This is a genomic window from Streptomyces sp. NPDC000151, from assembly GCF_040301705.1.
Taxonomy (GTDB): domain Bacteria; phylum Actinomycetota; class Actinomycetes; order Streptomycetales; family Streptomycetaceae; genus Streptomyces.
In genome coordinates, this window is sequence record NZ_JBEPFC010000019.1 from 63,745 (window position 1) to 77,293 (window position 13,549).

10 protein-coding genes are annotated in these 13,549 nt (G+C 70.7%); 8 read left to right on the plus strand and 2 right to left on the minus strand.

Annotated elements, in window-relative coordinates:
• Positions 1 to 242: 242 nt before the first annotated feature.
• The 7 genes from ABT381_RS09105 (at position 243) to ABT381_RS09135 (ending at position 10,815) form a co-directional block, all read left to right on the plus strand.
• Positions 243 to 3,230, plus strand: coding sequence for a putative bifunctional diguanylate cyclase/phosphodiesterase (locus ABT381_RS09105; protein ID WP_467754826.1), 2,988 nt, complete (start codon positions 243 to 245; stop codon positions 3,228 to 3,230).
• Positions 3,231 to 3,437: 207 nt separating this feature from the next.
• The gene (locus ABT381_RS09110; protein WP_351590038.1) at positions 3,438 to 5,294 is read left to right on the plus strand and encodes an acetolactate synthase large subunit; all 1,857 of its coding nucleotides are present in this window, start codon (positions 3,438 to 3,440) and stop codon (positions 5,292 to 5,294) included.
• A gap of 32 nt (positions 5,295 to 5,326) precedes the next feature.
• Positions 5,327 to 5,851 (plus strand): acetolactate synthase small subunit, encoded by a 525-nt coding sequence (gene ilvN / locus ABT381_RS09115; protein ID WP_351590040.1) that lies wholly within the window; start codon positions 5,327 to 5,329, stop codon positions 5,849 to 5,851.
• 147 nt (positions 5,852 to 5,998) lie between these two features.
• Complete coding sequence (gene ilvC, locus ABT381_RS09120) at positions 5,999 to 6,997, plus strand: ketol-acid reductoisomerase (RefSeq protein WP_351590042.1); 999 nt, start codon at positions 5,999 to 6,001, stop codon at positions 6,995 to 6,997.
• Positions 6,998 to 7,244: 247 nt separating this feature from the next.
• The gene (gene serA / locus ABT381_RS09125; RefSeq protein ID WP_351590044.1) at positions 7,245 to 8,849 is read left to right on the plus strand and encodes a phosphoglycerate dehydrogenase; all 1,605 of its coding nucleotides are present in this window, start codon (positions 7,245 to 7,247) and stop codon (positions 8,847 to 8,849) included.
• Positions 8,850 to 9,210: 361 nt separating this feature from the next.
• Complete coding sequence (locus ABT381_RS09130; protein ID WP_351590046.1) at positions 9,211 to 9,594, plus strand: VOC family protein; 384 nt, start codon at positions 9,211 to 9,213, stop codon at positions 9,592 to 9,594.
• Positions 9,595 to 9,813: 219 nt separating this feature from the next.
• Positions 9,814 to 10,815, plus strand: a complete 1,002-nt coding sequence (locus ABT381_RS09135; RefSeq protein ID WP_351590049.1) for a PRC and DUF2382 domain-containing protein — start codon at positions 9,814 to 9,816, stop codon at positions 10,813 to 10,815.
• A gap of 129 nt (positions 10,816 to 10,944) precedes the next feature.
• Here the strand turns inward: ABT381_RS09135 and ABT381_RS09140 are convergent, their stop codons facing one another.
• Positions 10,945 to 12,618: a purine-cytosine permease family protein gene (locus tag ABT381_RS09140; protein WP_351590052.1), complete on the minus strand. Its 1,674-nt coding sequence runs from the start codon at positions 12,616 to 12,618 to the stop codon at positions 10,945 to 10,947.
• A 181-nt stretch (positions 12,619 to 12,799) separates the two neighbouring features.
• Here ABT381_RS09140 and ABT381_RS09145 point away from each other — a divergent pair, with 181 nt between their 5' ends.
• Positions 12,800 to 13,165: a cupin domain-containing protein gene (locus ABT381_RS09145; protein WP_351590055.1), complete on the plus strand. Its 366-nt coding sequence runs from the start codon at positions 12,800 to 12,802 to the stop codon at positions 13,163 to 13,165.
• A gap of 28 nt (positions 13,166 to 13,193) precedes the next feature.
• Here ABT381_RS09145 and ABT381_RS09150 read toward each other — a convergent pair.
• Positions 13,194 to 13,549, minus strand: a 356-nt coding sequence (locus ABT381_RS09150) for a PucR family transcriptional regulator (protein WP_351590058.1), incomplete at its 5' end; no start/stop codon positions are given.

Here is a 13,549-nt window from a genome sequence, read left to right on the forward strand (position 1 = left end):
GCGACTATGTCCCTGTGTGACGGAACTGGTGTATCGTCCCGAACGGGGACCCGCGCCGGGACGTGGCGGCGCGCAGCGAACGACCGGAACCGAGGGGGGCGACGGGCGATGTACGGCCGATGCACCACCGAGACGAGGACCGCTGAGCACACGCGCGTTCCGCGCGTTCCCACCACCATACGGACGCAGCGCGGGCCGTGCCCGCCACGACCACGCCGGTGGGCCGCGCGGGGGAGAGCCCGGTGACCGCCTCCGGCGCGGTGCTCGCCCGGCCGGCCCGGCCGCGGCCCGCGAGCAGCCTGCCCCAGATCGTGCTCGCCGTCGTCTGCGGCGGTTATGCCACGGGAGCCATGTTCGGCTGGGGCTCGGAGAAACTCGCCCTGATCATGGGTGACTTCGGACTCAGCGCGGCCGCCCTGGCCGCCACGGTCTCCTGTGTGCTGTACGCCCGCAGGCACCACAGCCGCTTTCGACCCGCCTGGCTCCTGTTCGCGGTCTCCTCCGCGATGGCGGGCATCGGCAACGGCATCTGGGGATGGTACGAGGTCGTGCTCGGCGTGACCGACCCCGACTCCCCGCTCGCCGACTTCTTCTTCCTGCTCTTCGCGCCGTCGGCCATCGTGGGGCTGCTGGTGCTGGCCAAGCGGCCGGTCACCCGGGCCGGCTGGGTCTGCCTGGCGCTGGACGCCTGGCTGATCGGCGGCTCGCTGCTCACGCTCACCTGGAGCCTGGCACTCGCCCGCACCGCCCACATCCAGGGCCAGACGGTCGCACAGAGCGCCCTGTCGCTCGCCTACCCGCTGCTGGACATCGTCCTGGTGAGCCTGGTCCTCGCGCTGCACTTCAAGCGCTCCTCGGCGCACCGCTCCGCGGTCAACACCGCCATCGCCGCGCTCGCGCTGACCGTGCTCTGCGACGCGCTGTTCACCTCGCCGCTGCTGCACGCGCGCTACCGCTCCGGCCACATCCTCGACGCGGGCTGGTTCGCCGCGTCCCTGCTGATGGCGTACGCCCCCTGGGTCAGCGCGCGCTGGAGCGGGGACTCCGCCGGGGACGCCTTCACGCGCGCCACCCGGCGCGCGACCGTGCCCCCCGGCAGCCGCCCGATCGCCGGGTCGCTGGCCGCGCTGACCCCGTACCTCGCCGCAGCCGTCTGCACCCTGGGCATCCTGCTCAACGTCCTGGACGGCCGCCGCATCGACCACGTCGTGCTCTTCACCGGCTGCACGGTCGTGCTCGCCCTGGTCGTACGCCAGGGGATCATGCTGCTGGACAACATCACCCTCACCCAGGAACTGGCCCAGAAAGAGAACCACTTCCGCTCCCTGGTGCAGGGCTCCAGCGACGTCATCATGATCGCCGCGCCGACCGGCGTGCTGCGCTACGTCAGCCCCGCCGCCTCCGGCGTCTACGGTCGCGACGCCGAGGACCTGGTCGGCTCCGAGCTGGCGTCCCTGATCCACCCCGAGGATCTCGGGCGCGTGGTGCACGAAGTACGGCGGTTCCTGGCCGCCGACCCCGAGGCGGAGCCCACCACCCGCATCGAGTGCCGCTTCCGGGCCGGCGACGGCCGCCCCGGCGGCGAGCAGTGGCTGAACGTCGAATCCACGGTCAACCGCCACGAAGGCGGCCTGATCTTCAACTCCCGCGACGTCACAGAACGGGTGCGCCTGCAAGCCCAGCTCCAGCACAACGCCTCGCACGACGCGCTCACCGACCTGCCCAACCGCGCCCTGTTCACCGAACGGGTCAGCCAGGCCGTCAGCGGCCGCCGCTCCTCCGACCACGACACGGCCGTGCTCTACATCGACCTGGACGGATTCAAGCAGGTCAACGACACCATCGGACACCAGGCCGGGGACGAACTGCTGGTTCAGGCCGCACGCAGGCTGGCCGAATCCGTACGGGCCGGCGACATCGCCGCGCGCCTGGGCGGCGACGAATTCGCCGCGCTCATCATGGGCGACGGCAGCCGCGACCGTACGAGCCGGGAGTTCCGCGTCCACGAGATCGCCGACCGGCTGCGGATCAGGCTGTCCGAGCCGTACCGCATCGACGGCCAGGACGTCCGGGTCGCGGCCAGCATCGGCGTGGCCTTCGCCGAGCCCGGCGTCACCCCGGCCGGCCTGATGCGCAACGCCGACCTGGCGATGTACCGCGCCAAGCAGGCCGGCAAGGGCCGCGTGGAGCTGTACGCACCCCAGATGCAGGCCGACGTGGTCCGCCGCTCCGAGATCGCGACAAGGCTGCGCGCGGCGCTGCACGACGGCGAATTCGCGCTGCTCCACCAGCCCGTCGTGGAGCTCGCCAGTGGCCGGATCACGGCGGTCGCCGCCCAGGCCCGCTGGCGCTCCGCACAGGGCATCCTCTTCACCCCCGCCGAATTCCTGCGGGTCGGCGAACGCGGCCAGGCGGCCCTCGAGGACGGCGAGCGCACCGCCGAGCTGAGCCGCTGGCAGCTGGAGGAGGCGGTCGAACAGGCCGCGCGGCGGCACCACGCGGGCCACGCGGTCTGCGTCGCCGTCCGGCTCTCCGCCCGGCGGCTGCTGGACCGCAAGCTCCCGCCCCGCAGCATCGAGACGTTACTCGCGCGGCACGGCCTGCCGTCCGGGTCGCTGCTGCTCGAACTGTCCGACAGCGACCCGAGGATCCCGCTGGACGAGCTGGAGCGCCGCCTGGCGGCCCTGCGCCGACTCGGCGTACGGATCGCGCTGGACGGCTTCGGCAGCGGATACGCCGCCATCAGCGCACTGCGCCGGCTGCCCATCGACGTACTGCGGCTGGACCGTGGCCTGGTCGACGGCGTCGTGGAGTCCGCGCGCCTGCACAAGATCACCGCAGGGCTGCTGCGGATCGCCGGGGACCTCGGGCTGCAGTCCGTGGCCGACGGCGTGGACCGGCCCGAGCAGGTCAGCGCGCTGCGCGCGATGGGCTGCACGCACGGCCAGGGCATGGCCTTCTCCGGACCGCTGGACGAGCACCGGCTGCGCCGCGCGCTCGGCATCGGCGCGTACCCCCTCCCCGGCCTGCTGCCCGAGGGGCGCGAGATGGTGCTGAGCAGCACCGTGCCGGCCGCCCGGCGGGCCTTCGGTCCCCGGGAGCCGGGCGGCGCCGGACGGCTGGGAGAGCTGCCGCGACGGCTCGGCGCGGGGGAGGTACCGGCCGGCCCCGACGCGATCAGCCATCCCCCGTTGCGCTCAAATAGTGAGACCCCCGTCCCACCCACTTGACACTCCAGGTGCGCCGGGGGGAAGGTCAGAGCCATGCGCACCCGAATTCTCGTACTTGGACAGCGCGTCGGCTGAAGCCGGGCCATGAAGTAGCCCGGCGCACCGCACCGACGCGCTCCCCTCGCTTGCCTGACGGCACGAGGGGTTTTTTGTTGCACCAGCACCGCCAAATCACATCAAAACCCTCACCTCCGAGAAGAGACGCAGATGACCGAGCAGGCCACCGGGGCCCACCATCCGCAGCCGCGGGCCCGTTCCGGCGGATCTCAGCAGTCCGCCTCCGCCGTCGAGCACGTCACGGGCGCGCAGTCCCTCATTCGTTCCCTGGAGGAGGTCGGGGCCGACACCGTATTCGGCCTTCCCGGCGGTGCGATCCTCCCGGCGTACGACCCGATGATGGACTCCTCGAAGGTCCGCCACATCCTCGTCCGCCACGAGCAGGGCGCGGGACACGCCGCCACCGGCTACGCGCAGGCCACCGGCAAGGTCGGCGTCTGCATGGCCACCTCGGGCCCCGGCGCCACGAACCTGGTCACCCCGATCGCCGACGCCCACATGGACTCCGTCCCGATGGTCGCGATCACCGGCCAGGTCGCCTCCGCGGCGATCGGCACGGACGCCTTCCAGGAGGCGGACATCTGCGGCATCACCATGCCGATCACCAAGCACAACTTCCTGGTGACCGACCCGGCCGACATCCCCAAGACCATCGCCGAGGCGTTCCACATCGCCTCGACGGGCCGTCCGGGCCCGGTGCTGGTGGACATCGCCAAGGACGCCATGCAGGCGAAGACGACCTTCTCCTGGCCGCCGCAGACCGACCTGCCCGGCTACCGCCCGGTGACCAAGCCGCACGCCAAGCAGATCCGCGAGGCCGCCAAGATGATCACCGAGGCCAAGCGCCCGGTGCTCTACGTCGGCGGCGGCGTGATGAAGGCCGGTGCGACGGCCGAACTGAAGGTGCTCGCCGAGCTGACCGGCGCCCCCGTCACCACCACCCTGATGGCGCTGGGCTCCTTCCCCGACACCCACCCGCAGCACGTGGGCATGCCCGGCATGCACGGCTCGGTCGCCGCGGTCACCTCGCTGCAGAAGGCCGACCTGATCGTCGCCCTGGGCGCCCGCTTCGACGACCGCGTCACCGGCAAGCTGGACAGCTTCGCCCCGTACGCCAAGATCGTGCACGCGGACATCGACCCGGCCGAGATCGGCAAGAACCGGACGGCCGACGTGCCGATCGTCGGCGACGCCCGCGAGGTCATCGCCGACCTCATCGTGGCCGTCCAGGCCGAGCACGAGGCCGGCCGCACCGGCGACTACGCCGCCTGGTGGAAGGACCTGAACCGCTGGCGCGAGAACTACCCGCTCGGATACGACCTGCCCGAGGACGGCACCCTCTCCCCGCAGCAGGTCATCCAGCGCATCGGGCAGCTCGCCCCTGAAGACACCATCTACGCGGCGGGCGTGGGCCAGCACCAGATGTGGGCCGCCCACTTCATCGACTACGAGCGGCCCGCGACCTGGCTGAACTCCGGCGGCGCCGGAACGATGGGCTACGCGGTCCCGGCCGCGATGGGCGCCAAGGCCGGCCGGCCCGACCGCCCCGTGTGGGCGATCGACGGCGACGGCTGCTTCCAGATGACCAACCAGGAACTGGTCACCTGCGCGCTCAACAACATCCCGATCAAGGTCGCGATCATCAACAACGGCGCGCTGGGCATGGTCCGCCAGTGGCAGACGCTGTTCTACAACCAGCGGTACAGCAACACCGTGCTGCACTCCGGCCCGGAGGCGGCCGACACGCCGAACCTCGGCACCCGCTGCCCGGACTTCGTGAAGCTGGCCGAGGCCATGGGCTGCGTGGCGATGCGCTGCGAGGACCCCGCCGAGCTCGACGCCGTGATCGCCAAGGCCAACGCCATCAACGACCGCCCCGTCGTCGTCGACTTCATCGTGCACGAGGACGCCCAGGTCTGGCCCATGGTCGCCGCCGGCACCTCCAACGACGAGGTCATGGCCGCCCGCGGGGTGCGCCCCGACTTCGGCGACAACGAAGACGACTGACCGGCCAGGACAGAAGAGAAGAGACCGAGCACATGACCAAGCACACGCTCTCCGTCCTGGTGGAGAACACGCCGGGTATCCTGGCCAGGATCGCCGCGCTGTTCTCCCGCCGCGGCTTCAACATCGACTCACTCGCCGTCGGTGTCACGGAGCACCCCGACATCTCACGCATCACCATTGTCGTGAATGTCGAGTCGCTCCCGCTGGAGCAGGTCACCAAGCAGCTGAACAAGCTGGTCAACGTCCTGAAGATCGTCGAACTGGAACCGTCCTCGGCCATCCAGCGCGAACTCGTCCTCGTGAAGGTCCGCGCGGACAACGAGACGCGCTCCCAGATCGTCGAGATCGTCCAGCTGTTCCGCGCCAAGACCGTGGACGTCTCGCCGGAGGCCGTCACCATCGAAGCCACCGGCGGCGCCGACAAGCTGGAAGCCATGCTCAAGATGCTGGAACCGTTCGGCATCAAGGAGCTCGTGCAGTCCGGCACGATCGCCATAGGGCGCGGCGCCCGGTCCATCACGGACCGCTCGCTGCGGGCCCTGGACCGTTCCGCCTGACCCGCGTACGCCGGCCGCGGGACCCCACCGCGGCCGGAACCCACCCCCTCGCCCGCGGCCGCTGCCCGCATGGCGAGACCCTGAGCTTTCACCCCCCAGCCCCGGCATAGTCTGTGGGCACCAGCTAGTACCAAGGAGATACCCGAAGTGGCCGAGCTGTTCTACGACGACGACGCCGACCTGTCCATCATCCAGGGCCGTAAGGTCGCGGTTCTCGGCTACGGCAGCCAGGGCCACGCCCACGCGCTGTCGCTGCGCGACTCGGGCGTCGACGTGCGCGTCGGCCTGCACGAGGGCTCCAAGTCCAAGGCGAAGGCCGAGGAGCAGGGCCTGCGCGTGGTCACCCCCGCCGAGGCGGCGGCCGAGGCCGACGTCATCATGATCCTGGTGCCGGACCCGATCCAGGCGAAGGTCTACGAGGAGTCCGTCAAGGACAACCTCAAGGACGGCGACGCCCTGTTCTTCGGCCACGGCCTGAACATCCGCTACGGCTTCATCAAGCCCCCGTCCAACGTCGACGTGTGCATGGTCGCCCCCAAGGGCCCGGGCCACCTGGTGCGCCGTCAGTACGAGGAAGGCCGCGGCGTGCCGTGCATCGCGGCGGTCGAGCAGGACGCCTCGGGCAACGCCTTCGCGCTGGCCCTGTCCTACGCCAAGGGCATCGGCGGCACCCGTGCGGGCGTCATCAAGACGACCTTCACCGAGGAGACCGAGACCGACCTGTTCGGCGAGCAGGCCGTGCTCTGCGGCGGCACCGCCGCCCTGGTCAAGGCCGGTTTCGAGACCCTGGTCGAGGCCGGCTACCAGCCGGAGATCGCGTACTTCGAGTGCCTCCACGAGCTCAAGCTGATCGTGGACCTCATGTACGAGGGCGGCCTGGAGAAGATGCGCTGGTCGATCTCCGAGACCGCCGAGTGGGGCGACTACGTCACCGGCCCGCGGATCGTGAACGAGGGCACCAAGGCCGAGATGAAGAAGGTCCTCGCCGAGATCCAGGACGGCACCTTCGCCAACAACTGGATGGCGGAGTACGAGGCCGGTCTGCCGAAGTACAACGAGTACAAGAAGGCCGACGCCGACCACCTCCTGGAGACCACCGGCAAGAAGCTGCGTGGCCTGATGAGCTGGGTGGACGAGGAGGCGTAAGCCTCGGGCCGAAGGGGCCGTGCCGCATCGGCACGGCCCCTTCGGCCGCTGCCTTGTCCACTGCGTAGAACCACGCACGGGTGATCCTTCCGCTCCGGCGAAGAACGCGCCCCGAAACGCCACTACACTGCTGACCACAAGCGCGTCAGGCTCACAACGTCGTGCGTCTTCCACGCGGCTGCCCCCTTCACCGCCTTCGGCCGTCGGGACGGTCGTCCGCGAAGGATTAGTGAGGACTGAAGACCACGTGAGCACTGCCCCTGCCAGCAAACCGGTCGTACTGATCGCCGAAGAGCTGTCGCCCGCCACCGTTGACGCGCTCGGCCCCGACTTCGAGATCCGCAGCTGCAACGGCGCCGACCGCGCCGAGCTGATCCCCGCCATCGCCGACGTCGACGCGATCCTCGTGCGCAGCGCGACCAAGGTCGACGCCGAGGCCATCGCCGCCGCCAAGAAGCTCAAGGTCGTCGCCCGCGCGGGCGTGGGCCTGGACAACGTCGACGTCTCCGCCGCCACCAAGGCCGGCGTGATGGTCGTGAACGCGCCGACGTCCAACATCGTCACCGCCGCCGAGCTGGCCTGCGGCCTGCTGGTCGCCACCGCGCGCAACATCCCGCAGGCGAACACCGCCCTGAAGAACGGCGAGTGGAAGCGCAGCAAGTACACCGGCGTCGAGCTGGCGGAGAAGACCCTCGGCGTGGTCGGCCTCGGCCGCATCGGCGTCCTGGTCGCCCAGCGGATGTCCGCCTTCGGCATGAAGGTCGTCGCGTACGACCCGTACGTCCAGCCGGCCCGGGCCGCCCAGATGGGCGTCAAGCTGCTCTCCCTGGACGAGCTGCTCCAGGTCTCGGACTTCATCACCGTGCACCTCCCCAAGACCCCGGAGACCGTCGGCCTGATCGGCGACGACGCGCTGCACAAGGTCAAGCCGTCCGTCCGGATCGTCAACGCCGCCCGCGGCGGGATCGTCGACGAGGCAGCGCTCGCCTCCGCCCTCAAGGAGGGCCGGGTCGCCGGCGCCGGCCTGGACGTCTACGCCTCCGAGCCCTGCACCGACTCCCCGCTCTTCGAGTTCGACCAGGTCGTGTGCACCCCGCACCTGGGCGCCTCGACCGGTGAGGCGCAGGAGAAGGCCGGCATCGCGGTGGCCCGCTCGGTGCGCCTGGCGCTCGCCGGCGAGCTGGTCCCGGACGCGGTCAACGTCCAGGGCGGCGTGATCGCCGAGGACGTGAAGCCCGGTCTGCCGCTGGCCGAGAAGCTCGGCCGGATCTTCACCGCGCTCTCGGGCGAGGTCGCGGTCCGCCTCGACGTCGAGGTGTACGGCGAGATCACCCAGCACGACGTGAAGGTGCTGGAGCTCTCCGCGCTCAAGGGCGTCTTCGAGGACGTCGTCGACGAGACCGTCTCGTACGTCAACGCCCCGCTGTTCGCGCAGGAGCGCGGCGTCGAGGTACGGCTGACCACGAGCAGCGAGTCGCCCGAGCACCGGAACGTGGTGACCGTGCGCGGCACCCTCTCCGGCGGCGAGGAGATCTCGGTCTCCGGCACGCTGGCCGGCCACAAGCACCAGCAGAAGATCGTGGCCGTCAACGACCACAGCATCGACCTGGCGCTCGCCGACCACATGGCGTTCCTGCGCTACAGCGACCGCCCCGGCGTCGTGGGCACGGTCGGCCGCATCCTGGGCGAGGCGGGCATCAACATCGCCGGCATGCAGGTCTCCCGCGCCGACGTGGGCGGCGAGGCGCTGGTCGCGCTGACCGTCGACGACACGATCGCGGCCCCGGTGCTCACGGAGATCGCCGAGGAGATCGGCGCCACCTCCGCGCGCACGGTGAACCTCACCGACTGAGCGGGCTGATCCGCACGACGCGTGGAAGGGCCCGGACGACAGTGTCGTCCGGGCCCTTCGCTGTGTCGTGCGGAGGTTATCCACAGGGGCCCCGCGTGACGCCGGGGCGCGCTACCTTCGCGGTATGCGTGGTGGAGGCGGGGGAGGGGGTCTTGCCACGGGGGTGGGGGGCGGGGGACGGCCTTTCCCGCTGGTTGGGGAGAGGGAGGGGCCCTGCCAGGAAACAGGAAACGGGAGGGGGCCCCTGCCAGGAAACGGGCCCGGGCGGACCCCCCCTCCGGCCCCCGGCGTAAGACCTACGGCCGATAGGCCACGCACCTCCCGCCTCCTAGGATCGAACCATCGAACGGGAGGCATTTTCATGGCAGTTGAGCTGAACCACACGATCGTGCACGCCAGCGACCGGAAGCGGTCGGCGGAGTTCCTCGCGGACATCCTCGGACTACAGGTGCAGCCCGAGTTCGGGCCCTTCCTCCCCGTGGTGATGGACAACGGGGTCACCCTCGACTTCGCGCAGGACAACGACGAGATCACGCCGCAGCACTACGCGTTCCTGGTCGGCGAGGACGAGTTCACCCGCGGCTTCGAGCGGATCAAGGAGCTGGGACTGACGTACTGGGCCGACCCGCACCGCTCCCGCCCCGGCGAGATCAACACCAACGACGGCGGCCGCGGCGTGTACTTCGCCGACCCGGACGGCCACTACATGGAGCTGATCACCCGCCCCTACGGCAGCGGGAGCTGAACCCCGGCACGGGCCGTCACTCGAATGGAGTAGTACCGGGGGGTGGGGCGCCGCACCGGACGGTGCCGCGCTCCGCCCTCACGAGCGGCTTCGGGACCGGTGCGGACCGGTAGCCGGAGCCCGGCCGGTGTGCTCCCGACTCGCTGCGCGGCCCCATGGGGTGCGCAATGGGAGTGGTGCGTGCCTCTCCTGCAGGCGCGCGCGAAAGGAGAGACAGCCATGAATGCACCTCTGGGTGACACCCCTCATGACCTGGCCGGGCTGAACGTGATCGACGCCGACGGCGCGAAGGTCGGCACTGTCCAGCAGGTCTACCGGGACGACGCCACCAACGAGCCGGAGTGGATCACGGTGCGCACCGGGCTGTTCGGTACGAAGGAGACCTTCGTCCCGCTGGCCGGCTGCACGCGGGTGGACGACGCGATACGTGTTCCGCACACCAAGGACCAGATCAAGGACGCTCCGCGGATGGACGCCGACGGTCATCTCGAACCGTCGGAGGAGGAGCGCCTGTACCGGCACTACGGTCTGACCCGATCGGGCCGGGGCGGCATGGGCCGCGACACGGGCACGGGGCAGGCCGGAGGTATGGGTACCGCTGCCGCCGCCGGCGGCATGGGCACCGCGGGTGCGGCCGGGATGACCGGGCAGCACACCCGCCCCGAGGCCGACCGGCCGATGGCCGGCGCGGGCGCCGGGCAGATGGCCATGTCGCGTGGCGGTCCGACGGATGCGGACAGGCGTTCCCGTAAGGAGCAGAATCCCGAGATGACGCTCTCGGAGGAGCGCGCCGAGTTCGGCGTCGAGGAGCACGAGAGCGGCCACGCGCATCTGCGGAAGCACGTGGTGACCGAGAACGTGAGCCGGACCGTGCCGGTCAGCCACGAAGAGGTCCGTCTCACCCGCGAGCCGATCTCCGACGAGGAGGCCCGGCGCAGCCGCGGCACCCCCGTGAACCTGGAGGACGGCGAGTACGACATCACGCTGCACCGCGAGGAGCCGGTGATCCGCAAGGAGACGCGGCCCTACGAGCGGGTCCGGCTGGAGACCGACCGGGTCACCGAGCAGCAGGAGGTGTCGACCGAGGTCCGCCGGGAGCAGCTGGAATTCGACGACGGCCTGCACCCGGACACCGGCAAGGGCCGGACCGGTCCCACGGGCCGGGCCGGACGCAAGGAGACCAAGGAGACCGGCGAGGAGGACACGGGGCACATCTGGTGACCCACGGGGGCGGTACTCCGCTCGCCGCACGACCACGCGACGCCTGCCCGGTTCAGCACGGGCAGGCGTCGCCTTTCTGCGGACGCGTCCGGGTAGGTGTCCGTGTACGCCTCTGGGTACGCGGTGGGGTCAGGCGCCCGCGAGCGCCGCGGGCAGGACGTGCGCGCCGGTGCGGTCGGTGCTCAGGCACAGGGAGCAGACCACGGCGTCGTGGGCCGGGCAGGCGGCCACGTCGGGGCGCTCGAACTCCTGCCGGCAGACGTGGCAGGTGTACGTGCGCGCGCTCGGGTTGCCGTCCGCGTCCAGCGGGGGTTCGGCGATCCCGTCCTCGGTCCGCCGCAGGTAGTACCGGCCCTTGGTGACCACGGCCATCAGCGGGGTGAGGACGAAGGCGAGGACGGCGGCGGCGACCGGGGAGTACGGCTGGAGGGTGTCGCCGAGCGCGTGGAAGTACATCGCGATCGACAGGCCGGAGGCGGCGGTGAAGGCGACCACGCCGACGGGGTTGACCGCGTACAGCATGCCCCGGCGGAACTCGGGGGCGTGCGGGGAGAGCTTCAGCAGATACTTGTTGATCATGATGTCGGTGGCGACCGTGACGATCCAGGCGATGGCGCAGTTCGAGTAGAAGCCCAGTACGGCGTTGAGGAAGCTGAACATGTCGGCCTCCATCAGGACCAGCGCGATGCCGAGGTTGGCGAGCACGAAGACCATCCGGCCGGGGTAGCGCCTGGTGACCCGGGTGAAGGAGTTCGTCCAGGCCAGCGAGCCGGAGTAGGCGTTGGTCACGTTGATCTTGATCTGGCTGATCACGACGAGCACCACGGCGAGGGGGAGCACGAGCCAGGGCGGCAGCATCGCGTCGAAGGCGCCCTTGAACTGCTGGATCGGCTCGGCGGCGGCCGCCGGGGCGACCTCGGCGAGCGCGTAGACCGCGAGGAAGATGCCGGCGGCCTGCTTCAGCGCGCCGAGCACCACCCAGCCGGGGCCCGCCATGATCACGGCGGTCCACCAACTGCGCCGGTTCTCCCGGGTCTTCGGCGGCATGAAGCGCAGATAGTCGATCTGCTCGCCGATCTGCGCGATCAGCGACAGGCACACGCCCGCGCCGAGCAGCACCGAGGCGGTGTTCAGACCGCCGTCGCCGCCGGTGCCCGGGTACGCCAGGAAGTGCCGCACGGTACCGGGGTCGGTGGCGACCAGGTAGGCCAGCGGGCCGACCATCAGCAGCAGCCAGACGGGCGTCGTCCACACCTGGAGCTTGCTGAGCGCCTTCATGCCGTACACGACCAGTGGGATCACCAGGAAGGTGGAGACCAGGTACCCCAGCCACAGCGGCAGGCCGAGGCCGAGCTTCAGCCCCTGCGCCATGATCGAGCCCTCGGTGGCGAAGAAGATGAAGGTGAAGCTGGCGAAGATGACGCTGGTCAGCACCGAGCCGTAGTACCCGAAGCCGGAGCCGCGGGTGATCAGGTCCAGGTCGATGTTGTAGCGCGCTCCGTAGTACGCGAGTGGGAAGCCGGTCACGAAGATGACGGCGGCCGCGACCAGGATCGCGGCCAGCGCGTTCCCGGTGCCGTGCGCGAGGCCGATGCCCGCGCCGATGGAGAAGTCGGCCAGGTAGGCGATGCCGCCCAGCGCGGTGGTCGCCACGACCATCGGCGTCCACCGGCGGTAACTGCGCGGCGCGAAGCGGAGGGTGTAGTCCTCCAGCGTCTCCTTCGCCGCGTCGTCGGTGGCCGCCCGGCCGGCGCGCGGCGGGGCGGGCGCGGTGTCCGCCCGGGGGTGCAGCCCTGTGTCCATGGCGGGACCTTAGGAACGGCGTGTTACCTGCGCCGGCTCGCGCGATGACGGGAAAGTTTCCGGGTGTTACGGAAGGGGACGGTGGGCCGCCGCCCCATATGTCGCGCCCCGCCACCCCCGGGCACATGCTGGAGGAAACGGGGTTTCCCAGGTCCCGCAGCGGACCGGAGAGGGAGGAGTCATGGCGGCAACGACGCGGAACGACGCCCCTGTCGTGATCGAGGGCAATGGTGTGGAGCTGCGCAGGCAGGAGGTCGGCGGAGACTTGGCCGTCGCGTTCGTGAAGTTCCCCAAGGGTACGGACATGGCGCCGGCCCTCAAGGGACTGCCCGGGGATCTGTGCCAGTGCCCCCACTGGGGATATCTGTTCAAGGGGCGCTTGAAGATGCAGACCGAGCACGGCGACGACATATACGAAGCGGGGCAGGCGTTCTACTGGGCGCCCGGGCACGCCCCGGCGGCACTTGAGGACTGTGAATACCTGGATTTCTCCCCGACGAAGGAGTTCAACGAGGTTCTCGAGCACGTCAAGGCCCAGCTGGGCTGACCCGGTACGTCGCCGCGCAGCAACCGGCTCACAGCCGCGCCGACTTCAGCGCCATGTGCAGCAGCAGGCGGTCGGCGCCCTCGTCCAGGTCCAGGCCGGTGAGCTTCTCGACCCGGCCCAGGCGGTAGTAGAGCGTCTGGCGGTGGATGCCGAGGGCCTGGGCCGTGCGGCTCGCCTGGCCCGCGCAGTCCAGGAACGCCTCGGCGGTGCGCGCCAGTTCGGCGTGGGCGGGGGAGAGCAGCGGGCGAATCGTTTCATCGGACCGGTCGGCCGGCAGGCCGGTCAGCAGCCGGTACGCGCCGATGGCATCCCACTGCGCGACCGGGCCCAGCCGCGGCTCGGCCCGCGCGGCCCGGGCCGCCGCCAGCGCCTCGCGCCAGGCGC